At 49.8% G+C, this 20,963-nt stretch carries 20 protein-coding genes and 2 pseudogenes; 8 read left to right on the forward strand and 14 right to left on the reverse strand.

Annotation, left to right across the window (positions count from 1 at the left end; translation table 11 throughout):
* Positions 1-51: 51 nt before the first annotated feature.
* Positions 52-624: a hypothetical protein gene (locus AAIL66_RS19955; protein ID WP_343497557.1), complete on the reverse strand. Its 573-nt coding sequence runs from the start codon at positions 622-624 to the stop codon at positions 52-54.
* Between the two features lie 150 nt (positions 625-774).
* On the opposite strand from AAIL66_RS19955, the gene AAIL66_RS19960 reads away from it, so the two are divergent.
* Positions 775-1,473, forward strand: a complete 699-nt coding sequence (locus AAIL66_RS19960; protein WP_343497558.1) for an RtcB family protein — start codon at positions 775-777, stop codon at positions 1,471-1,473.
* Between the two features lie 41 nt (positions 1,474-1,514).
* On the opposite strand, the pseudogene AAIL66_RS19965 reads toward AAIL66_RS19960, so the two are convergent.
* The 3 genes and pseudogenes from AAIL66_RS19965 to AAIL66_RS19975 form a co-directional block, all read right to left on the reverse strand.
* A pseudogene (locus AAIL66_RS19965) lies at positions 1,515-2,309 on the reverse strand (IS5 family transposase).
* A 92-nt stretch (positions 2,310-2,401) separates the two neighbouring features.
* A pseudogene (locus tag AAIL66_RS19970) lies at positions 2,402-3,081 on the reverse strand (IS5 family transposase); the annotation flags it as partial.
* Between the two features lie 130 nt (positions 3,082-3,211).
* Positions 3,212-3,475, reverse strand: coding sequence for a helix-turn-helix transcriptional regulator (locus AAIL66_RS19975; protein ID WP_343497559.1), 264 nt, complete (start codon positions 3,473-3,475; stop codon positions 3,212-3,214).
* A gap of 478 nt (positions 3,476-3,953) precedes the next feature.
* On the opposite strand from AAIL66_RS19975, the gene AAIL66_RS19980 reads away from it, so the two are divergent.
* The 3 genes from AAIL66_RS19980 to AAIL66_RS19990 all read left to right on the forward strand — a co-directional run bounded on the left by AAIL66_RS19980 (position 3,954) and on the right by AAIL66_RS19990 (position 5,780).
* Entirely contained in the window at positions 3,954-4,430 is a 477-nt protein-coding gene (locus tag AAIL66_RS19980) for an HAD domain-containing protein (RefSeq protein ID WP_343497560.1), read from the forward strand.
* Positions 4,431-4,553: 123 nt separating this feature from the next.
* Positions 4,554-5,096 carry an HAD domain-containing protein gene (locus AAIL66_RS19985; protein ID WP_343497561.1) on the forward strand — a complete coding sequence of 181 codons (543 nt, stop codon included), beginning with the start codon at positions 4,554-4,556 and terminating at the stop codon, positions 5,094-5,096.
* A 213-nt stretch (positions 5,097-5,309) separates the two neighbouring features.
* The gene (locus tag AAIL66_RS19990; protein WP_343497562.1) at positions 5,310-5,780 is read left to right on the forward strand and encodes a hypothetical protein; all 471 of its coding nucleotides are present in this window, start codon (positions 5,310-5,312) and stop codon (positions 5,778-5,780) included.
* A 426-nt stretch (positions 5,781-6,206) separates the two neighbouring features.
* Here the strand turns inward: AAIL66_RS19990 and AAIL66_RS19995 are convergent, their stop codons facing one another.
* The 4 genes from AAIL66_RS19995 to AAIL66_RS20010 all read right to left on the reverse strand — a co-directional run bounded on the left by AAIL66_RS19995 (position 6,207) and on the right by AAIL66_RS20010 (position 10,578).
* Entirely contained in the window at positions 6,207-6,608 is a 402-nt protein-coding gene (locus tag AAIL66_RS19995) for a diacylglycerol kinase (RefSeq protein WP_343497563.1), read from the reverse strand.
* Positions 6,609-6,613: 5 nt separating this feature from the next.
* On the reverse strand, positions 6,614-7,315 hold the full coding sequence (locus AAIL66_RS20000) for a phosphatase PAP2 family protein (protein ID WP_343497564.1): 702 nt from the start codon (positions 7,313-7,315) through the stop codon (positions 6,614-6,616).
* A gap of 153 nt (positions 7,316-7,468) precedes the next feature.
* The gene (flgB, locus tag AAIL66_RS20005; RefSeq protein WP_343497565.1) at positions 7,469-7,852 is read right to left on the reverse strand and encodes a flagellar basal body rod protein FlgB; all 384 of its coding nucleotides are present in this window, start codon (positions 7,850-7,852) and stop codon (positions 7,469-7,471) included.
* A gap of 491 nt (positions 7,853-8,343) precedes the next feature.
* Entirely contained in the window at positions 8,344-10,578 is a 2,235-nt protein-coding gene (locus AAIL66_RS20010; protein ID WP_343497566.1) for a heavy metal translocating P-type ATPase, read from the reverse strand.
* A gap of 77 nt (positions 10,579-10,655) precedes the next feature.
* Between AAIL66_RS20010 and cadR the strand changes: the two genes are divergently transcribed.
* A complete protein-coding gene (gene cadR, locus AAIL66_RS20015) occupies positions 10,656-11,102 on the forward strand; it encodes a Cd(II)/Pb(II)-responsive transcriptional regulator (RefSeq protein ID WP_343497567.1) in 447 nt (148 codons plus the stop codon).
* 77 nt (positions 11,103-11,179) lie between these two features.
* Here cadR and AAIL66_RS20020 read toward each other — a convergent pair whose 3' ends face one another.
* A complete protein-coding gene (locus tag AAIL66_RS20020) occupies positions 11,180-11,581 on the reverse strand; it encodes a CzcE family metal-binding protein (protein ID WP_343497568.1) in 402 nt (133 codons plus the stop codon).
* Positions 11,582-11,831: 250 nt separating this feature from the next.
* Here AAIL66_RS20020 and AAIL66_RS20025 point away from each other — a divergent pair, with 250 nt between their 5' ends.
* Complete coding sequence (locus AAIL66_RS20025; RefSeq protein WP_343497569.1) at positions 11,832-13,511, forward strand: sulfatase-like hydrolase/transferase; 1,680 nt, start codon at positions 11,832-11,834, stop codon at positions 13,509-13,511.
* A gap of 469 nt (positions 13,512-13,980) precedes the next feature.
* Here the strand turns inward: AAIL66_RS20025 and AAIL66_RS20030 are convergent, their stop codons facing one another.
* Together AAIL66_RS20030 and AAIL66_RS20035 are read right to left on the reverse strand one after the other, a co-directional pair.
* The gene (locus AAIL66_RS20030) at positions 13,981-15,027 is read right to left on the reverse strand and encodes a porin (protein ID WP_343497570.1); all 1,047 of its coding nucleotides are present in this window, start codon (positions 15,025-15,027) and stop codon (positions 13,981-13,983) included.
* Positions 15,024-15,278: a hypothetical protein gene (locus tag AAIL66_RS20035; RefSeq protein ID WP_343497571.1), complete on the reverse strand. Its 255-nt coding sequence runs from the start codon at positions 15,276-15,278 to the stop codon at positions 15,024-15,026. The genes AAIL66_RS20030 and AAIL66_RS20035 overlap by 4 nt, the downstream gene beginning before the upstream one ends.
* A 135-nt stretch (positions 15,279-15,413) precedes the next feature.
* Here AAIL66_RS20035 and AAIL66_RS20040 point away from each other — a divergent pair, with 135 nt between their 5' ends.
* A complete protein-coding gene (locus AAIL66_RS20040) occupies positions 15,414-16,925 on the forward strand; it encodes a hypothetical protein (RefSeq protein WP_343497572.1) in 1,512 nt (503 codons plus the stop codon).
* 264 nt (positions 16,926-17,189) lie between these two features.
* On the opposite strand, the gene AAIL66_RS20045 is transcribed toward AAIL66_RS20040, so the two are convergent.
* Positions 17,190-17,585 (reverse strand): helix-turn-helix domain-containing protein, encoded by a 396-nt coding sequence (locus AAIL66_RS20045; protein ID WP_343497573.1) that lies wholly within the window; start codon positions 17,583-17,585, stop codon positions 17,190-17,192.
* Between the two features lie 114 nt (positions 17,586-17,699).
* Here AAIL66_RS20045 and AAIL66_RS20050 point away from each other — a divergent pair, with 114 nt between their 5' ends.
* Entirely contained in the window at positions 17,700-18,536 is an 837-nt protein-coding gene (locus AAIL66_RS20050; RefSeq protein ID WP_343497574.1) for an SDR family oxidoreductase, read from the forward strand.
* Positions 18,537-18,844: 308 nt separating this feature from the next.
* Here the strand turns inward: AAIL66_RS20050 and AAIL66_RS20055 are convergent, their stop codons facing one another.
* Entirely contained in the window at positions 18,845-20,212 is a 1,368-nt protein-coding gene (locus tag AAIL66_RS20055; RefSeq protein WP_343497575.1) for a heavy metal sensor histidine kinase, read from the reverse strand.
* Entirely contained in the window at positions 20,209-20,901 is a 693-nt protein-coding gene (locus AAIL66_RS20060; RefSeq protein WP_343497576.1) for a heavy metal response regulator transcription factor, read from the reverse strand. Before AAIL66_RS20060 ends, AAIL66_RS20055 begins: the two co-directional genes overlap by 4 nt.
* Positions 20,902-20,963: the final 62 nt, after the last annotated feature.

Raw genomic sequence — 20,963 nt, forward strand, 5'->3', positions numbered from 1 at the left:
CGCGGTATCGCTCAGCGAATATGGGGATCAATACGATTGATGGATACGCAATCAGGCATGCTCTGCCGGCATGGGCGGAATATTCAATAGGGCTTGGTACTTCTTCTGCAGATCGCCAAAGCGTTGCAGCGTCGGCAGAACAGCTTGCATATTCAACGCCTTGTGCAGCAGCGGCAGTTGCTGCATGCCGAGATGGTTCAATGACTGGTAGCCCGCGTGAAAGCAGGCTTCGCCTTTTTCATCTTCGTAGTACAACTGCTCCAGCTCGCGCCAGCCCACGTAGTAGCCGTAGTCAAAGAACTCCTGAAAGTTCTCGGCAATCACCCAGCTCAATTCGTTCACGCAGGGCAGTGTCATGACGATGGGGCTGACGCTACCGGGCAGGCGCTCATCGACCAGATAGCTGTAATGAACGCTGTCGCAGCCCGTGGTTGCAAACGTCATCACATTGCGCGGCGTGCACCAATCAATGTAACTGGGTACGGGGGGGATCTCCAGGCGCAGGCCGCAGTCCCCAAAAACGGCTTCGGGCGACAGGCCGAACTGCGGGCCTATGGCTGCAGCCGCGTCGTACAAAGTCTGCAGTGGTGCGGGAATCTGAAAGGACCGAATTGCATTGCGCATTGCAGCATATTAGCAACGCCGGTTAGGCGGCCCGGCGCTTGCTCATTAGAATGCGTCGCTTATCAGTCCTTCTTGATGCTGCTGCTCGAAGGTGCGTTGCATCTCCCAGATTCGGAGATGCGCTGTTGCGTACCTGTTTTTCTCAGCATCATGCCGCACTCTTCCGGGAAGCTTTCCCGACTGCAAAAAGCTCTGTCACGTCAGGGCATCCAGGTCTCCTACCGAGACAATATCTATCAAATCCATAACGAGCAGGCAGCAGCGACCATTTTGCTGCCCGACAGCCTGCCGCTGGAGCACAAAGCCGTTAGTCAATTGCTGGACTTCGCCTCGGTTGCCGACCCGCAAGGTCATGGCGCGGCCTGCAAAGCCTGTGCCACGCCGGACTTTCACCCCGGCAGCATTGCGCCCGTGGGGGCGGTGGTGGCCACGTCGCCAGACTTCGTGATTCCTGCGGCCATCGGCACGGACATCAACTGCGGCATACGCTTGCTGAGCACGGGCCTGACGCAGGCGCAGGCCGAGCTGCACAAAAGCACCATCGTGCAGCGGCTGACCCGCGTCATCTTGCAGAACGGGCGCGATGTGCCCGTGCGCAGCGCAGGCTTCAAGGCGTTGTTTGATGAGGGCCCAGAGGCCTTTATTGAACAGTTGCCTGACGTGGGTCTATGGCAAGGCGTAAACCGCGACCGGCTGCAGGCCGAACTGGCCGAGTGCGTGGGCCTGCAAGGCTTTGCGGGCCGGAGTCGCTACGCACCTGAAGCCCTGTTGCAGGCGCGCGAGCTGCTGCGCCCGCCATCTGCTGCCGACCTGGGAAGCGTTTCCCTGAATGCGAACTTCAGTGCATGAAGTTGTCAGTCTCCGGCTGTTTGTATTTGGACTTAGAGCTGCTAACACCACCGATCCACGAAGCGTGCACAGATGATCGCAGCGGCCAGTTTCAGCAACGCTTCGTGTATGTCCAACCGCCTTTCAAAGCGGATTCGCAGCTTGCCAAAGCCTGCAAACCATCCATGTGTGCGCTCTACAACCCAGCGATGCTTGCCCAGCGTTTCGCTGCTCTCAACACCTCGCCGTGCAATTCGGCTGGCAATGCCTCGTCGTCTGAGATAGGCACGGCAGCGCTTGTAGTCGTAGCCTTTGTCCGCATGCAGCTTCGCCGGTCGCTTGCGTGCCCGCCCCGACAAACCTGCGACGGCTGGAATCGCATCCATGCACTTCTCGAACATCATGGAGTCGTGCCTGTTGGCCCCGCTGATGAGGATCGCCAGAGGGATGCCCCTGGCATCTACGACGATATGTCGTTTGGTGCCGAGCTTGCCTCTATCGGTGGGGTTTGGGCCTGTTTCCTGGCCCCCCGGGGGCTTGGTACCGATGAGCCATCGATGCTGGCCCGGCTCCAATCAATCTGGTCATGTTCACGCAGACGCACCAGCATGGCCTGGTGCAAACGCTGCCAGACGCCATTGGCATTCCAGTTACGCAAGCGCCGCCAACAAGTCATGCCGCTGCCGTAGCCCAAGGCCTGGGGAAGGTCTTCCCAAGGAATGCCTGTTTGCAGCACGAACAGAATGCCATTGAGGGCGGCTTCATCGCTCACGGTGAGCTTGCGTGCGAAGGCGTGAAGGCTTGAATCAGGGCTGCAGTTGTCGCCACAGCTCTTTGCTAACGGGTTGTCTTGCCATGAGGGCCAGAAGCATAAATGCTTCTGGCTGGTCTCAAAGGGAAGTGGCGTTAGCAGCTCTAAGTGTGTTAGTGGCTCTAGGAGCGGCTAATATCAGCGCTTGAAGAAGCGTGCACAGGTATCGCGGCGGCCAGTTTCAGCAGCGCCTCGTGATATCCAGTCGTCTTTCAAAGTGGATTCGCAGCTTGCCAAAAGTTGCAAACAAGCTGTGCGTGCGCTCCATCACCCAGCGATGGTTGCCTAGTCGCTCTCTACTCTCAACGCCTTGCCTGGTGATTCAGCTGATGCTGCCCCGATGCCTTAGGTGGTCTCGGTATCACTTGAAGTCTTAGCCTTTGTTAGCGTGCAGTTTCGATGGTCTTTTACGGGGACGTCCTGGCAAGCCTGCAAGCCCAGGAATCGCGTCCACCCATATTTTGGAGTCGTGCTGGTTTGCCCGCTGACCAAGATCACCATCGGGATGCCTGTTGCATCTACAACGATGTGTCGCTTGGAGCCGAGTTTGCCTCTGTCCGTGAGATTAGGTCCCGTTTCCTCGCCCCTCAGGGGCGTTGTACTTGGGAGCGATTAATGCTGGCCCGGCTCTAGTCGATCTGGCTATGTCCTCGCAAGCGAGTCAGCATAGCCTGGTGCAACTGTTCCCAGGCGCCAACGGTAATCCAGTTGCGCGAGCGCCGTCAGCAAGTCATGTCGCTACCGTAACCAAGGGATTGGGGAAGCTCCTCTCATGGGATACCTGTTTGCAGAACGATCAGGATGTCGTCGAGGGCAGCGAGCATGGGGGCTCTGACGAAGTGGTGTTAGCTCCTCTTAGGTGGCAGTCCAGTGCTCTCACCAGATGCTATTGCTGCGGTCATGTAAAGCTGCTTAGACTAAGTGCGTCACGGCACGCGCTGAAGCTGTTTACGAGAGTGAGGAGAGTCCATTCTGGAGCATTTCATCCAGTTGTATGGCGAAGCTCGCAAACGGAACGCCGATAGCCCTGCACCACTCAATTGTCTCCACCAGATCAAGCCTGCGCTCGCCTCTTTCGCATTTGCTGACAAATACTTGTGTCTCCTCTAGGCGAGCTGCAAGTTCTATCTGTGTCATGCCAACGTCCTGACGATGCTTTCTCAAAAGTGCGATGAAAGCTTTGTAGTTGTCTGTATGGATTGACTTATCCATCGTGCATCTTCCGGATCAAAGCGCCGGAGGATGCTGGTTAGAATGGTATAGTCCAAAAAAGAATAGTCTATAATGGAATATTAAGTTTCGGCGCAACAGCTTCCTGCTGAAGCGTAGAAGTATGAGCTTCCGATCAGTGTCAAATAGGTCTGGCTTATGAGGAATGTTGGTAAGCCCTTTTCAGAGGCAGATCGCGAGAAAGCGGTGACGCTTGTTGCGTGGAGTCGGCATGAGTACCCGTCCTTGAGGGCTACTTGTGTTGCAGTTGCCGGTGTTGTTGGTTGTTCTGCAAGTGCGCTGTATAGCTGGGTACAACCTAAGGAGAAAACGAATCGTGTCGATGCAGATGCGCGACTTCTGCGACTTGAAAAAGATGTCCAAGACTTGCGGCTAGTCCTACTAAAGTGGGCAACGTCAAACTTAGACTCACTAAAGGACAAGTAGCGCACGCGCCTCTACCTGACAGTTTCCAAGCACCATGCTCAAGCCTCATCATTCACGAGCACTATTTCTGGACTTCGATGGGGTACTTCATCCACCAGAAGCTATTGCAGGAGCTAGGCCGCCTCTCACCGCGAATCAGATAAGAAAGAGCTTTCCTGGCACCTTTCAACATCTGCCAACCTTGCGTGATCTTCTGCACAAGCATGATGATGTAGCCGTTGTCGTTTCAAGCTCTTGGCGCTTGTTCCTTTCGGATGGAGAACTGAATGATTTGCTGGCCCCAATTTCGATGTGGTTTGTGGGTTCCTTGAGCAGATACAAGGGAAAGGATGAAGCCATACGTGATTGGCTGGTTCATCATCAAGTCAACGACTTCGCTGTGCTGGATGATGTTGCCCAATTTTTTCCAGAAGGCTCGAAGTCACTGATCTTGTGTAACCCAAAGCGAGGACTTTCGGACCCAGCTGTTCAAGGGCAGCTAAGGGAATGGCTCCAGTTCCCTAGCCACTGAAAAAACTCATAGTGAATTTCTGGTGTAGCCAGAGGTCTGTAGGTCAACTGGTGAGCTTGAAGTATTGAGACCCAGAATGTCGCCTGCTACTAAAAGATTTCACTTTTCCGAAGAAGATCGGCCATGACAAACAGGCACATCAATAGGTCAGAGCCTCTAGGCTTGTCTGGTTGCGGGCCGGTGCTTTACCTCGATTTCGACGGCGTTTTACATCATCACAATGTGCTTTGGTCATCGTCAAAAGGGCCCTACCTAGACGCATCTTCCGGCGACAGGTTATTCGAACATGCTCCTCTGCTGGTCGAGCTATTGGAGCCTCATTCTGCAGTCCAAATCGTCCTGTCTACTTCCTGGGCCGTGAAGTACGGCTGCCATGGTGCTGCTCGTCGTCTGCCTTTTGAACTGCGCACCAGAGTCATCGGGGCAACCTTTCACAGTCAGATGAATCGGGACGAATTCGAATCAGCTTATCGAGGTATGCAGGTCTGGGCAGACGTGTTTCGTCGCCGTCCATCCGATTGGCTTGCGATTGACGATGACTATCTGCAGTGGCCCGCTTGGTGTCGTGACAAGCTTGTCAGATCACACCCTGAAAAAGGTCTAGCGGATCCAACAGTTGTGGCACAGGTTCGACTTGGTCTGCAGCGGATCACCTGCGTCCAATGACGCTGTAATTTCAAGCAGCCTGCAGGCTCACGATTGCAAACGCCCAAATCGGCTGAGCATCCATGACTATTCAGCTCTCAATATGACCTGATCCAGGGCCTTCCAAAGGCGGCAGGATCTACTGATCTACAAGGACTAACGTCGAAGCAGGAAAGTGCCCTTGACGATAGGTGTTGAAGGAACGCCATGATGCAAGCTGCAAGGAGATGAAAAGTGGGTCAATCGCTGAGGGAAGTTATAGATCTTCTGTACAAACCACCACCAGGCGCTCGTCAGGCAATTGCGGTTTCAAGAAGGGTGGCGGAACAACTTCCGCCGCTCAGCACTGTGGCGATGATTTCGATCACTGCGCCTGAGCGAGCTCCTGCAGAAGTACACGGTTTTATCCAGCTTTTGCGGCTGAGTTTTGCCGACGTCGATTTTTTGAACGCGCAGATTTCTGCGCGAGCGAAGGCAAAAATCAAGGACGGTTTTACGCCCCAGCAGGCGAAGGAGATTCATGCATTTGTGCAGGCTCTAGCGCCAGAGATCCGGAGCGTGGTTGTCCATTGTGAGGGCGGCTATTCGCGATCAAGTGGCGTTGTCTTAGCTCTGCACAACATCTATGGCTTTACTGTGAGCCTGAGCAGTCTCAGTCAAGCCAATCGGTCTGTAGTGACGACCATGGATGTGAGTAAGTGTTGAGTTGAATCTGCTGTTACGTGGAGTGGGGCTCGTTGTTGCTCCTGAAAATTGCTTTGAGGAGCGACAAATTACTAAAAAACTATTAGGATTTTGGCTTGTTGATTTGAAAAAAGATGGGTAACTATTCAATTTTCATATTCAAGCTCATTGACGATAAGAACTGAGTTAATTCAGGATTAGAACGAAATCAGAGACCTATTTTTTGTTCTTATCAAATTTTGGCATCTCGCTAGTTGCAGAGAATTCCTCAAAAAGGGATGGACAGTGCAGAGTGCTTGTGGTCGTAGTGGCCTAGTCGAAACGAGAGAGCTTGTTAATTGACTAGGCGATGTCCAGATATTCAAGAGACAAGTCAATGAGCAACCGCACATCCATCATCGATCAAAGCAGTGTACTGGTGTAATTAAATTTTATTGCTAGGAAAACTCAAATATGGTTCTTTATGGCAATTGAGGACCATACAACTAAACAAAATATTATTGTCATAAAAACCGAGGCGCTACCTAAATCTTTTGCCTTTCTGGATAGTTCGTGATATTGAAGTCCTACTCTATCAATTGTTGACTCTATGGCTGAATTTATCACCTCAACGACCATTAGCAACCAGATACTAGAAATCAGGAGTAATTTTTCCATCAAGGTGCCTCCAACGAACTGTGAAAGTGGAAGCGATAATAGAAATAACTTTGTCTCTAGGCGAAATGCAGGTTCGTGCCAAGCATCTTTGATTCCGGTCCATGAGTACTTTGAAGCATGAAGTAATCTGGATAGTCCGGTTCGATGCTTTTGAATATTATTGAATTTTTCAATTTTATCGGTATCTTTCATAATATTTAAAGTCGATTTGTATTTTTGGTGAATGCTATATAAAACAGCAAAGCTGTTATCCAGCAAACAGAGAGTGTGGCAATATCATGAGAAACGAAGTGTGCGCCTCTTAATTGTTGGGATATGCCAAAAATTAATCCTGTAAAGAGGCCACAAGACAACCCCAGCCAACGATATTTTGGGATAGTCATTCTAAAGAAAAAATATAGGCTAACCCACGCATATCCGGAACTTGCATGACCTGCCGGAAAGCACTTTCCATTTTCCATTTCACGAGGTCTCATCTCTATGAGGCCAACGAAAGGTCGATCCCCCCCAAACTGTATTAAGTTCCATGGACAATCCATGTTCGTAATAATTTTAAGAAGGCTTACTAAGGTTGCGCTAGTTAAACTGGCAAGAATTAGGTAAACAAATGGTTTTCGCCATTTAATATATTGGTCGTTGCTAGAGACTAGCAGATACATATAAAGTATTATGGCGGCAACGACAGTCAGCGTGCTTAGATACTTCCCACCTTTGTGAATTAGATTGTTTGTTACCCAATGATCGTTCAGTGCCCATTCTCCACCCTGTAAAGCATATATTTTTGTAGCGACAAAGCTGTCGCCTCCTAAAAACATGAAATATAAAAAGGGGAGTGTTAAAGCGATGAGTGGAAGTACTAGGTGATGCTTAATGAACTTAGATTTATCGGAGTGTAGCATGGCGCAAATTTGCCATTGTTTATATGTAATTAGTGCTATGAATTACTGCAGAAGTGACTCTAAGGCCACTTTCCGAAACGGAGGGAACTTTTCTGAAATGGACAAAAAAATGAGCACATTGCTACGCGCTCATTAAAATAGAAATTATGCGAATCAAACTAAGTTTGATAGCATTCTTCCCATCTCCACATATTCATCGACAGCTTGATTCATAGCGAACTGCGTCCGAATGGCATTCTCAGTAAATGACGCTCTCTCTTGATCAAGATCCACCGTGTTTCTATCCAAAGAATTTTGAGAAACAGGACGGTAGGCTATTTGCGGATCAATTGATGCTGAAGTTATATTTCCAAGATGAGTCTTATTTGTTGACTGAACTGTCAACATTTGCCTTTGAGTTTCTTCGAGCGCAGCTCTGAAGTTTATATCTTTGGCTTGGTAGCCAGGAGTGTCAGCATTCGCAATATTGCTTGCCAATACTTCCATTCTCTTAACTCTAAGATATAGAGCGGCATCCTCAAATTTGAGAGAATCCATAGGACTTTTCGGCAAATTTCGAAGACTCAATGGTAGCTAATTTAGCTTCTGAGCAAGATTACATTTTTGACACTATTCAGTCATTTAACTGGCTGGCAGATTACATTTTCGACATTATTCAGTTATTCGAAGGAGGCGCTGCTTCATCTGTTCGATGTTCAGCGCTCCCTGCGGCTGGATAGGTTAGGCAGACTTGCCGCAGCTAGAGCAAAACCGTGCTCCAGGAGCCATCTGCACTCCGCACGCATTGCAGGCTGCTGGTACGAGGCCGCTCCCACACTGCTGGCAGAACCTAGCTTGGGGCGAGTTCTGTGCTCTGCAACTCGGGCAGATGATCGCGCTAGGTCTTCCTGGATCATTCCAGGTGGCTGGCGCCTTCTGACGGTGCTTGTTTCCATGATGGTCATCAGATCGGTGATGACCCCCCAGTAGACGTTCAAAGAAGCTCATGACAATCCTCACAATCTAAGTTGTTGCGCTCTAAAAAATCGTTACTCACCTTGGGACTTTGGGACTTTTCCGAGCAACCTCAATCCGTTGGCGACAACCAGAAGGCTTGCACCCATATCTGCGAACACCGCCATCCACATGGACGCATTCCCGAACACCGCAAGGACGAGAAATACAGCCTTGATGCCAAGGGCTAGTGAGATGTTTTGCCACAGAATCGAGTGGGTGGAGCGGGACAGCTTCACTGTCTCAGCGATCCTGCGTAAGTCATCATTCATCACAACGACGTCTGCAGCCTCCATTGCTGTGTCCGTACCTGCAGCACCCATTGCGACACCCACATCTGCTTGCGCTAGAGCTGGAGCATCATTGATGCCATCACCGGTCATCGCCGTCAGTCCATACTGTTTTTGAAGCTCCTGGATGGCTACCAGCTTATCTTCCGGCAATAGATTGCCCCGTGCCTGGTCAATGCCTGCTTCACCAGCAACGGACGACGCGGTAGCTTGGTTATCTCCAGTTAGCATCACTGGAGTGATGCCTAAGGACTTCAATGCTGCTATCGCTTCACGAGAGGATCCCTTGATCGTGTCGGCGACGGCAAACAAGGCAACAACTCGATCAGGATCTGCAAGCAAAGTGACGGTACGTCCAGATTCCTCATGTTGTTTGAGTGTTGCTTCAAGCTCTGCAGAGCACTGATCTCGCTCCTCTATTAAGCGATGGTTGCCAAGGACATAGACTGTTCCATCCAGTTCGGCCTGAACTCCTCTGCCCGCTAGCGCCGTAAAATTCTGTACGCTTGCGCTGTTGGGTTTCAAGCCTGCAGCGATGGCGCGGGAGACAGGGTGATCGGAATGGCCGGCGAGCGCTGCAGCGACGGACTCGGCTTTTTCAATGCTGATCGAATGGTCAACGAGCGACCAGTCAACGAGGCGTGGTTTGCCTTCAGTGATTGTTCCTGTCTTGTCGAGTGCAATCGCCTTGAGCTTCCGTGCCTCCTCCAGGTAGATACCCCCTTTGATCAGAACACCACGGCGGGCTGCGGCAGCCAAGCCACTGACAATGGTGACTGGTGTGGAAATGATAAGTGCGCAGGGGCACGCAATAACCAGCAGAACTAGTGCCTTGTAGATGGCCTGCATCCATGTCCAGCCAAGCAACCATGGACCTGCCAATGCAACGACTACGGCAATGACGAAAATGGCAGGTGTGTAAACGGCAGCAAATCGATCCACGAAGCCTTGCGTCGGGGCTCGAGTCGCTTGTGCTTGCTCAACCGCGTGAATAATCCGAGCCAACGTTGAGTTAGAGGCTAGGGCTGTGACCTCAAACTCAAAGGTACCTGACTCGTTGATCGTTCCTGCAAACACCTGGTCACCAGCTGATTTATCAACTGGGATGCTCTCGCCAGTTACAGGAGCTTGGTTGATGCTGGTTTGGCCAGTAAGAACTACCCCGTCCATGGGCACTCGCTCGCCTGGTTTCACCCGTAGGGTTGATCCGACTTCGATTTGTGCGACTGCAACTGTTGCCCAACTACCGTCACTTTGACGAACAGAAGCCTGCTCTGGTGCCATTGCAAGCAAACCTTGAATGGCATTTCTGGCTCGATCGACTGCTCGTGCTTCGATCGCCTCCGCGATGGCATACAACGCCATCACCATTGCTGCTTCAGGCCATTGACCGATGAAAAACGCACCTGTCACGGCAACGGTCATTAGCGCGTTGATGTTGAGCTTGCCACGGCGAAGTGCTCCAAACCCTTTCTTGTAAACGTCAAAGCCCGCAAGCCAGATCGCAATTGCGGCAACTGCGAAGCCAGCAATTTTCCATGCCATGGTTTCTGGAGCAAAGTAGCCCACGCCTTCGGCAGCTATGGCAAGAGCAAGTGCAGCGACTAACTTTTGAGTTGTGCCACGTACAAGCTCATGGTCGTGACCATCTCCTGTAGAGTGGCTTGCATCCGCCGTTGAGGGTGAAATGAGTTTGGGTTCAAAGCCTGCTTCAGCGATCACCAGCAAAGCAGCAGCAAGGGCATCTGCATCTGCGTCAATGGTGAGCGTTCTCTGCGATAGCTGAAATCGAAGGCCGCGGATACCCGCTATAGGTTCCAAAGCGCGCCGGATCTCGGCTTCCTCGCCCGCGCAGTCCATCGTTGGAATGTGGTAAGTTAGTCCCCGGTTCAGGGGGGCTGGCCTCGTCACTGTGGATGAGCTGCAGCAATCCGTGGCAGCGGTACTAAGCGTGTTGTCTTCAATGTTTGGGTGCTTCATACTCGATCTCCTGTTGACCATGCGGCAATTAAAAACCCTGAAGTGGGTATAGAGTCAACTCATCTCGAGGTGGACCCATGAAGATTGGTGAATTGGCTGAAATCACTGGGACGACAGTTGAGACGATCCGCTTCTATGAACGGGAAAATTTGTTGCGCTCTGCTGCGAGAGCTGGGAACAACTACCGTATGTATTCGCAAGAGCATGTGGACCAGCTTGCTTTCATCCGACGTTGCCGGTCACTTGATATGACGCTCGATGAAGTACGTGCACTGCTGTTGCTACGTGCGGCTACGGCTGAAGACTGCTCAGATGTCAACCCTCTTTTGGACAAACACATAGAACATGTCATGCACCGCATCCACGAGCTGAACGCGTTGGTGGCTGAGCTCAATAGCATTCGTGCGAATTGCAGCAGTTCCCGTCCACTTGCAGAATGCGGCATTCTTTCGGAGTTGGAGTCGGGTTCAGCGACGAGCAACGCCTCTACTCATCCGCGGCGTCACATACACGGCACGCACTAGGAAGACCTGTGATTTCCGAGGCCAAGAAGCGATACTGAACCTCTAGGTCTGCTACTGCTGCGTGCCGAGAAGACTGATCACGAGCGTTCGATTTCGTTCTCTGAAACGTAGATCTTCAATGTGCTATTGCCAAAGCTCGCAGGTGCAATCTTCGCGAGCTCTACAGGGCGATGTCCTACGCCATCAAACTTCCAGATAAATTGTTCCTTACCGTTGGTAAAGGCAACAGTTTCTCCGCAAAAAAGATTGAGGTACTGATTGTTCCGTGTGACATCGACTACGAGAGAAACTTGGGAGGCAGAACCAAGCTGACCGTAAGCTCGGCTTACATCGCGAACGGCTGAGGTGGTACGTTCGAGCGACGTTGCAGTTGTACTTTGCGATCGACCTGTGAGATTGCCTTCATTTGCCGATGCAGACATCGAAGCAGTGGCAGAAGACAGCATAATCGAAGCCAAAATTGCAAGCTTAGTGTTCATGACGAGGTGTCCTTTTCGGGGTATTTGAAGAATGTCAAGGTCTATTTACTACCTGACGACTTAAATGTACCGAAATCTACTTTACGCAATATGGTCTGCAAAATGATATTTCTGTAATCTGCGATGCACAGAACCTGATTACTGAAATGTAATCAGAAAGTCAGACTTCTGTCGGTATTGGGCACATAGAGTTCCTCTCCCTTATGAAGATTCCAATTTCATTGTTGGGACTAGGGATATTAGGACCTGTATGAGCGCGAAAATACCCCAAGAAAAGCTGAAATTTCATCTAATTAAAAGAGCTTTTAATTTACTCATTCAAGGAACTAGCGATAGCTCCAAGATTTGGGTTTCTATTACTTTCTTGCTCGTGATGCAGATAATGTTTGCGTCTTTGGGCTATGAGGGAAGGAAGATATTACAGGTAAGTATTCTTCTAGTTCCCGCATTGTTATTACTGCTCATACCAGTTAAAGATTCGAAAAATAATTTAATTCGATCACTATTGGTGTGGGCAGTTGTTATTACTTTTCTATTAGATTCGGCAATTCGGGCACATCTCATTTCCCTGTACGGTGCTGCACCGGACAGCACTATGGTGATAAGTGCCATTGCCAATACAAATAATGCTGAGATTGGTAGTTATCTAGCCACGCATATTCGAGACTTCGGTGCGTCAACGGTAATTTTCACGATCGCGGCTGGTGTGGCATTTTGGTTTTCCCGAAAAGGAGCTAGGGAAAAATCTAAATTATCCAAAATTGAGATAATAGCGCTATCTATCATAATATTGATTTCCGCAGTTTCTTATCTCAGCAAACCTTGGAGAAAAATAAATCCCGTTATATTTTGGTCAAATTTCTCTAAATCGGTGATGGTCACAAAAAATAGCTGGAAATTCTATGAAAAAGAGCGTTTGGCTTCATTGAATTCGGCAAAAGATGAGCGCCCTTCAATTCAAAGAGATGGAAAATCAACAATCGTTCTTGTTATAACGGAGAGCATAAATCGCGACAACATGAGTATTTACGGCTACAAAAGAAATACAACGCCAATGCTCGAGAGTCTTCAGAAAAATTTAGGCGATAGGTTCCTTGTTGTACAAAATTCCTGGTCAACGGAAGCAACTACCATCCCAGCTATAGATAGCATGTTGAACTTCAGTCCAGTCGACTCCGACAAGAAGTTAAATATCATTGCTCTTGCAAAAACTGCAGGCTATAAGACTTGGTGGATAAGTAATCACGATGATATTGCTATTAATCAAAAGCACGCGTCAATGGCTGACGTGGTTTATATGGAGAATAATAAACCTGGAAGATCGAGCAATTCTCTTGATGAAGTGTTGTTGCCTTCGTACGAAAGTGCTCTGCAGGATCCGTATCCTCAAAAACTGATAGTTTTGCATATGCTGGGGGCACATCCTCACTATCGTCTCAGGTTTCCTGAAGATCAGGCAAAATTCCCAGATGATGAAATTTCAAAGAAGATGTCAGCTGCGGATAGATCAATGTGGGTCCAAGACTTCAGGAATGATTATGACTCTGCAATCCTGTATCAAGACAGTGTAGTTTCATCTGTTTTCGAGAAATTAAGGAAACCTGTAAATACTGCCGATGAATACCGATCTATCCTGTATGTGTCTGATCATGGGCAGGAGGTTGGACATCAAACAAACAAAGTCGGACACAGTCCAGGTACAGCGTCAGGCTACAAAATTCCCGCAATAATTTGGACATCGGGTACACCTGATTCTGTTTCAAGAAAATTATCCGAACGACCATTTAGAGCAGACTGGCTAGCATGGACTATGGCAGATCTAATGGCGATGAAATGGAATAGCTACGATTCTTCTCGTAGTTTTATTTCACCAGATTATATTTGGGTAAATCCAAATCTTCCGATACCTGATTCTATAGAATCATATTAATCAGAGATATGATATATTTGTAAATATTATCGAAGAATCACGAGCCGCGGTCGATCTAAACAGTGTTCGCGGATGAGTATTAAGCTTGGAAATGGCATGTTGCGACTGACTCAGATCAGCGATATATGAAAGCGCAACTATACATTTTTGGGTGCTGCCCTCAAGCTTGATAGATTTTTAGATGCATGTTCGGCTTGCCTTTACTACCGGATATCGGAATGGTGCAATTGCTACTAACAATAACTGCCTTAGGTTGCCGAATGGATTGAGCGTGAGTGTGCGGTCTTGGAACTGGAGATCCTGCTTGCTGAATCCATCTGCATTAAGTCCCGTTAAGTAGTTATTTCAAGTAAAAATGCCATGAAGTGAAAACTTCATGGCATTTTTTATGCTCTAGAGATTATTCAAATTTACAATCTGAACAGGAAATATGTTCTCATATATATTTCTTAAAATTTAGCATTCGCTATTAGAAAGTATGTCGAATGCCGACTTCAGCGCCAGTTGAATTACCACCACCCGCCAGGCCAGGCGCACCGCCAGCTAAGCTGAAATTAGCGCCGCCTTTGTTTGTGATACGAGCGACAGTTCCATAAACGGCCGTCCGCGTTGACATGTTATGTACGTAACCGATTGCGAACTTGTTTGCGTCACTTTGGTTGTAGTCAACGGGGCCACTACGCGAGTCGGTTCGTACATAGGATGCTCGAATGTAGTCCTTACCAACAGGCACTGTCACACCAATTTGCCAGCGATCTTCAGAGCCTGAAACCCGAGAACCATAGGTTCCATAGGGCAGGTTATCGCGTTGGAAATAGCCCATCAGAGTGGCAACGCCGAAGTTATACGATGCAGCCACGCCATACTGATTGAGCTTCGCGCCTGAGGTGTTGACATTGGTTGTACCGTACGACACCGAGAGGCTCAGAGGACCATTGTCATAGGCCAAACGACCCGCCATGTGACGACCAACACTGCTTTGTGGATTTTCGTCCAATACGTACATCGCTTCCGCTTGGAAGCCAGCCAACTTTGGCGAGAAGTACTGGATGGCATTGTCATGCCGGTAGTAGGATGCGAATGTTCCTGGCATTCGACTGGTAATGTTGGAGCCGGCCAAGCCGATCACGTTGAAGGGGTCATATTTCGTTGCATTTTGTGAAGCAGGCGAAAAGTCACGGCCTAGACGAATTTCACCAAAATTCCCCATCAGGCTGACTGTTGAGCGGCGCTGGAAAAATTTTCCTGTTGAGCTGAAAGTACCTGTATCGGCGTTCACGTCAGACTCGAGCCAGAAGCCAGCTTTCAAACCTCCCCCAAGATCTTCCACTCCACGAAAACCCAGGCGTCCAGAAGACAGGCCACTGTTATTCATGGTCAGGTTGCTTGGAAGATTGCTGTTATTCACATAACGCGTGTTTACGTCGAGGATACCGAACATAGTGACGGACGACTGTGCACTTGCGCTGGCAGCGACGGTCGCCAGAGATAACGCAACGATATGATTACATTTCATGTAGATTTCCTTAAGAATACGGTCAGGAGATGCCCTTCATGGACATCAAAAGGAATCGTAGGTTCTGCGCTCAAAAATATCGCCGAGTGAAAAGGAATGGTGAGGTTTGCGCAAGTCAAAGTGGCAAATTCCCTGACTTCATGAACCTCATTACCAACATCTCGCTGAGAAAAATTTATCCCTACAGGTTTTAAAGAATATAAGCTCTCGAAAATTACAAATATGTAATTTCTTTGAGTGGAATTTGTCATTAAAAGTTTGCTAATGTTTTGAAGAAAGTAGGTCAGATATTTTGTAGATAAATTGTGGAAATTCCGGGGGATATGATGCGGAGAGAGGATTTGCGGCTAAGGCAGCTCGCTAAAGCGGGGGATATAGAGGCCTGCTTGAAACTTGGCGAAATCTATTTAAGGGGGTCAGCAGCGATAGCAAAGAATATTCATATAGGAATATATTATCTGCGCTTGGCTATTCCAAAAGACCATGGTCGAATTGCATCTTGTTTTGCAAAAAATCTTTCGCTCAGGGAGATTGTTGACGAAGATTTAATTATTTTTTTAAAAAGAGCTGCTGAGGTAGATGAAATAGCAAAATTAAAATTATCTGCTTGGCACTTTCTTCGTTGTGAGCCAGATATTGGTGCATATTGGTTGAGGAGATGTAATGTAAAATTGATTGAGCAAAGTGAGATAAATATTCCTCAAGAATTATCTATTGGGAGGATATTGGACTCCTTGCAAGCAATTCAAGTTCTAGATCCTGGTGACGTCTCTTGTATAGTAGCAAGTGAGGCAAGGTCAGAGCTAGATGAAAATCGACTAGACGTAAGCATAAAGATTATCTCTACGCTTTCAAAGGTTCGCTTATCTGTTTCACCTGATCTAGCGCTACATCAGCTTATATGCGATATCGTTGCCTATGCGGAAAAGTATAAGCATGATTTGGGTTCCTTACCCACGAGTCTTATAGAGCAAAGCCTGGAGCGCTGTTCTGCAAATGGAGATCTGAACGCCTGCCATCTTCTGGGAAGATCACTGGCCGGATATCCATGCGGACATCTACCAGCTAATCGACTTGTTCGATCCCAAAATCTCAGAAAATCTGTTGCTTTACTGTTGCGTTGTGGCGATGCCGGTATGCCCATCGCTTGGCTTCATTTATTCAGGATTTGTTCAGATTATCGTAGCTCGGTGGCTAATCCCACAATGGCAAGATTTTGTCTAGAAAAAGCCGCTAAACAAGGAAGTGCTGAGGCAGAACGGTGTCTTGGAATTATTATTTTACGCGAATCTTTTGATGTTGGAACGATGGCAAACGGCATGAAATTGCTTCATTCGTCTGCTGGTAAAGGAGATTCATTTGCAAAAGCTTTATTGAGTTCCTTCGTACTCCCCGTTATTGGGCAGGAAGAAGAAGCACAAGCAGTCATATTGGAGATTCAACGTGTTTCCCCTGTGTTAGCGATGCGACTTCGGTTGGCAAGAGCCTTTGGTCTGACGAAGCTTGAAGCATTGTCCATGAACATTGCAGTTATCATTAGGCCGTGGGGTTTGGTTCTGGAAAGAAATATTCTAATTGCGAAAAGAAAGCTCTCAGAGCCGCGGGCTATTCCCGCGATAAACTCCTATGCAATGAGTTGCCTCGATATGGCATCAAATCTATATTTGTCAAAGTCTCAAGATAGCTCGATCTATGAGGGATCTTTTCGCGCAAGGTCACTACAACTAAGACGACTGCTTCAAAAAATACAGGTGCAAGAGAAAATATTCTTTTCAACGGCTTCGTCTCAAGAAAGAGATGCTATTAGAGTTGGTTCCAAGTGGGCGAAAATGCAGAAGGATACTTTAAATGCAGCATTCTTAGATCAATCATTCTTCGAAGCTAATAATTGCAATTAGGCTCTCGTGGAACATTGGATCAAATTGCTCGCTGACCTCATGCCACGACGACCATTAGGCAACCAACTGTGACGACATCGGCGGCAATCGCCAGCACCAGTCGTTGAACGCCGTCAGCCCTTAACAGCTGTTTACCCGCAGAACGACTCACTCGAATGGGCGCTTTGTCGCGTACGAGTTCGAAGGCTCGCTTATGAGTACACCTGCGGAATAATGCCGGCCCAATGCGGTTTCTTGTGTGTGGACTTTGCGATCCCGGATCGCTCACTCGCGAGGAGTCGAGATGGGGCCTTCGTCGTACTTGGCCTGCGCGAGGAGAACTGCGTCCATATGCTGCTCAGCCCAATGTGCAAAAGTGGAGACCGTCTGATTGAGCGACTGCCCGAGGTCCGTCAGCGCGTACTCCACGGTAACCGGCACCGTCGCGAAGACGCTGCGGGTCAGGAGGCCATCGCGCTCCAGCTTTTTCAGCGTCTGCGACAGTACCTTTTGCGATATGCCTTGAATGTCCCGGCGTAGCTGATTGAAGCGCACTGGTTCGTGCTGTAGGCGATCGATGATCAGCAGCGCCCATTTGTCGGCCAAACGGTCCAGCACCTGGCGGGTCGGGCATCGATCTTCGTAGACGTTGTAGGGCCTTTGCATGGTCATCGCATTCATGGGGGGTTACCTAGCAGGAACTAGGTGAGCAAAAAGTGCCTTCTTGCACCGAATTCTACTGCCAATTACATTGGGAAACCTAGTTTCTTTAGGTAACCAATAAGGAGTGCTTCCATGTCTATGAAGATTCTTGTCCTCGGTGCCACCGGCAATGTTGGCCGTCCCCTGATCCAGGCCCTGCACACCCAAGGTGAGCAGGTCAAGGCAGCCTCCCGCACCGGCCAGGCCGTGGCTGGGGCCGAAGGTGTGGTGTTCGACTACGCTCGTCCCGAGACCTTTGCGTCTGCGTTCGATGGCGTTGACCGAGCCTATGTCATGCTGCCATCCGGCTACGTCAACGCGAAAGAGCTGCTACTGCCAGTGATCCAGGCGGCGGCCCAGCGCCGCGTGAAGGTGGTGTTCCAGAGCGTGTTCGGCGTTGATGCGGACGACGCAATCCCTTACCGGCAGGTCGAGATCGCGCTGGAGCAATCCGGCACGCCCTTCGTGATCTTGCGTCCCAACTGGTTCGCCGACAACTTCCATACCTACTGGAAGGCGGGCATCGACCACGGTCAGATCGCCGTGCCGGCCGCAGAGGGCCAATCGAGCTTCATCGATGTGCGAGACATCGCCGACAGCGCCGCCGCCGCGCTGACCACAAACCGTTTCGATGGCCAGGCCTTCAACCTCACGGGGCCCGAAGCCTTCAGCTATGCGCAGGCCGCACGAATCCTGTCAGAGGCCATCGGCAAGCCGATCCGCTACACGCCGGTCGATGACCAGGCCTTCGTCGACGGGCTCACCGGCGTCGGCGTGCCGAGCGATTACGCGCACTTCCTAGCCTCCATCTTCCATCCCGTCCGAGCAGGATGGACTTCCGCCGTCATAGATCACGTTCAGCTGCTGACAGGCAAGCCAGCGCGCGCACTGGCTGCGTATGCTCGTGATCATGCTCGGTCGTTGGGCTGAGCGTGGTTTGCCTTTGTTTTATGAGCTGATTGTCTTCCCTCACGCTCCAGAACTTAGTCAGCCGACCCGGCTCTGGCGGCGGATGTGCCATTCGTTCAGCAACTGTTCAACGACAACCTCTAGCTGTCAGAACGAGTTCGTGGACCTCGTCGACATCTGATTTCTTCGATGGGCTCGCGTATGGTGGAGTCCGCTTCCTGGCTCATGTATTCACGAACGCTACCGGCCAGGAGCAGGCCACTCAATCGATCGCTTCTGTCTGCATAGATAGGCTCACGAACCTATGCGCAATCACATAAGTTTGCGACTTATACAGAGTTGCCTAGGGGCAATATTATTCCGACCTTTGTGATGCCATTTGAAGAAGTCGCAAAAGTAGCCCCGCCGTGCATACGCGCGATGGCTGCGACGATGGCTAAACCGAGGCCGTGATTGAGGTTTGCATGGGCACGAGACGCATCGGCACGATAGAAGCGATCAAAGAGGCGCGGTAAATGAACTGGGTCGATCCCCGCTCCCCGATTGATGACAGCGATGCTGATGCTGTCGCGATGGTTCTCCTGAAACTCGTCTTTGCTCTGTGCAATCTCGATGGTGATCGTGGAGCCAGGTTCTGCATAGCGTGAAGCGTTGCCGAGAAGGTTTGATAGCGCACGACGAACCAGACGTGCGTCCACAGCTATCGCTGCATCTCCGTTAATCACAATTTGAAGCTGTGCTTCTTGGAGCACAGCTTCATAGAATTCTGCGACTTCGGATGCAAGTTCGGAAAGGTTTACTACCGCTGTTCGCCGAGCTTCGGTGCCGCGATCTGCGTGTGACAAAAACAGCATGTCTGCCACGATTCCAGCCATACGCTGGAGATCCTCTAAGTTGGAGGCTAGAACGTCCTGAAGCTCAACGGCGCTACGAGGCTTACGAAGTGCCAACTCGCAACTGCTGATCAGTGTTGTCAATGGCGTATTTAGCTCATGAGCTACGTCGGCATTGAAGGCCTCCATCTGTTGGTAGGCCACAGCTAGTCTGTCGAGCAACGCATTGAACTGTGCGATCAGTGGCCGAAGCTCCTGAGGTTGATGGCTATCGTCCAAGCGTCGATGTAAGTCTTGTGCGGACAGGCTTCGCGTTTGATCTACCAACAGACGTAATGGCTTGAGACCTAGACGAACAAGCCATGTACTAGCTAAAGAAACAAGCAAGGCCCCTGTCACAGCAGCAATGCCCAAGGTCCAAGCCAATCGATTAAGCAGACGATCGTCTGGCCTGCGGTCCAGCAATAGGAGCGCTTGCATGGGTTGCACGCCGCCGCTAACGGTGGGAACCTCCACAGGAAAACTGCGCGTGACCACCCGTTCGTCATTTTCAGATTGACGTAGGAGCTCAAACGCATTGTTGCCAGACGTTGGAGCCAAGCGTAGAGACAATTCATCATGCCCCGTCAGGAAGTCCTTAAGCATGTGATTCAACGCTTCGGGGGAGTGGACTCCGCGGCTCTCACCAAGCAAGTGCTCAATGGCCGTCTTCTTGTGATCTAGGGTGTCTTGTTGGCGCTCCGACAGAGTAAATGAGATTACAAAATAGACTGCAATACATACCAGTCCGAGGCCAACAATAGTTTGGAGAGCCAAGGCGCGGGATAACCTTTGAGCTAGATGTGGGGCTTGTGTGTTGCTCATGCGGGTCGAGATTCGAGCACATAACCCATGCCTCGAACGGTGTGCAGGAGGTGTTGCTCAAAAGGCTGATCCAGCTTAAGCCTCAGGCGTCGAACAGCAACTTCTACCACGTTGGTTTCACTATCGAAATTCATGTCCCAGACCTGAGATGCTAATTCTGTTCGAGATAGCACTTCGCCTTGACGGCGTAGCAGAAGGCTCAGCAAATTGAACTCCTTTGCTGTGAGTTCGAGTCTTTGGCCTGCTCGGGTAGCTCTACGGCGAATTAGGTCTAACTCTAAGTCAGATAAGCGTAAAGTCGTTGCTTCTACAGCTGTCTGGGTGACGCTGGGGCCACTCCGTCGCAACAGAACATGAAGACGAGCGACCAACTCAGAAAATGCAAATGGCTTTACCAGATAGTCATCGGCACCGACTTGTAGCCCTTTGACGCGATCTTCCACTTGACCACGAGCAGTCAGCATCAGCACAGGCGTTTGTTTCGTTTGCCTCAGGGCGGCAAGTACGGCTAGGCCATCTATCCCTGGCAGCATTCCATCGAGCACGATGAGGTCATAGTCCATTTCGCTGGCCAGATGCAAGCCATCTATGCCGTTATGGGCTACATCCACGGTGAAACCTTCTTCCGCCAACCCTTTGTTGAGGTAATCGGCGAGCTTGATCTCATCTTCTACAACAAGAATTTTCATGCCGCCTATTCTCAGATAGGCCCTTCCATTTTGAAAATGACAAATTTGTCATCTGCCTGTCA

The sequence above is a fragment of the Comamonas sp. F1-6 genome, assembly GCF_039581415.1.
GTDB classification, from domain to species: domain Bacteria; phylum Pseudomonadota; class Gammaproteobacteria; order Burkholderiales; family Burkholderiaceae_C; genus Comamonas; species Comamonas thiooxydans.

Excerpts from the sequence above, each read along its gene's own strand:
- AAIL66_RS19955 (WP_343497557.1), bottom strand. The coding sequence starts at position 624 with ATGCGCAATGCAATTCGGTCCTTTCAGATTCCCGCACCACTGCAGACT.
- AAIL66_RS19960 (WP_343497558.1), top strand. The coding sequence starts at position 775 with ATGCCGCACTCTTCCGGGAAGCTTTCCCGACTGCAAAAAGCTCTGTCA.
- AAIL66_RS19975 (WP_343497559.1), bottom strand. The coding sequence starts at position 3,475 with ATGGATAAGTCAATCCATACAGACAACTACAAAGCTTTCATCGCACTT.
- AAIL66_RS19980 (WP_343497560.1), top strand. The coding sequence starts at position 3,954 with ATGCTCAAGCCTCATCATTCACGAGCACTATTTCTGGACTTCGATGGG.
- AAIL66_RS19985 (WP_343497561.1), top strand. The coding sequence starts at position 4,554 with ATGACAAACAGGCACATCAATAGGTCAGAGCCTCTAGGCTTGTCTGGT.
- AAIL66_RS19995 (WP_343497563.1), bottom strand. The coding sequence starts at position 6,608 with ATGAAAGATACCGATAAAATTGAAAAATTCAATAATATTCAAAAGCAT.
- AAIL66_RS20000 (WP_343497564.1), bottom strand. The coding sequence starts at position 7,315 with ATGCTACACTCCGATAAATCTAAGTTCATTAAGCATCACCTAGTACTT.
- flgB (WP_343497565.1), bottom strand. The coding sequence starts at position 7,852 with ATGGATTCTCTCAAATTTGAGGATGCCGCTCTATATCTTAGAGTTAAG.
- AAIL66_RS20010 (WP_343497566.1), bottom strand. The coding sequence starts at position 10,578 with ATGAAGCACCCAAACATTGAAGACAACACGCTTAGTACCGCTGCCACG.
- cadR (WP_343497567.1), top strand. The coding sequence starts at position 10,656 with ATGAAGATTGGTGAATTGGCTGAAATCACTGGGACGACAGTTGAGACG.
- AAIL66_RS20020 (WP_343497568.1), bottom strand. The coding sequence starts at position 11,581 with ATGAACACTAAGCTTGCAATTTTGGCTTCGATTATGCTGTCTTCTGCC.
- AAIL66_RS20025 (WP_343497569.1), top strand. The coding sequence starts at position 11,832 with ATGAGCGCGAAAATACCCCAAGAAAAGCTGAAATTTCATCTAATTAAA.
- AAIL66_RS20030 (WP_343497570.1), bottom strand. The coding sequence starts at position 15,027 with ATGAAATGTAATCATATCGTTGCGTTATCTCTGGCGACCGTCGCTGCC.
- AAIL66_RS20035 (WP_343497571.1), bottom strand. The coding sequence starts at position 15,278 with ATGACAAATTCCACTCAAAGAAATTACATATTTGTAATTTTCGAGAGC.
- AAIL66_RS20045 (WP_343497573.1), bottom strand. The coding sequence starts at position 17,585 with ATGAATGCGATGACCATGCAAAGGCCCTACAACGTCTACGAAGATCGA.
- AAIL66_RS20050 (WP_343497574.1), top strand. The coding sequence starts at position 17,700 with ATGTCTATGAAGATTCTTGTCCTCGGTGCCACCGGCAATGTTGGCCGT.
- AAIL66_RS20055 (WP_343497575.1), bottom strand. The coding sequence starts at position 20,212 with ATGAGCAACACACAAGCCCCACATCTAGCTCAAAGGTTATCCCGCGCC.
- AAIL66_RS20060 (WP_343497576.1), bottom strand. The coding sequence starts at position 20,901 with ATGAAAATTCTTGTTGTAGAAGATGAGATCAAGCTCGCCGATTACCTC.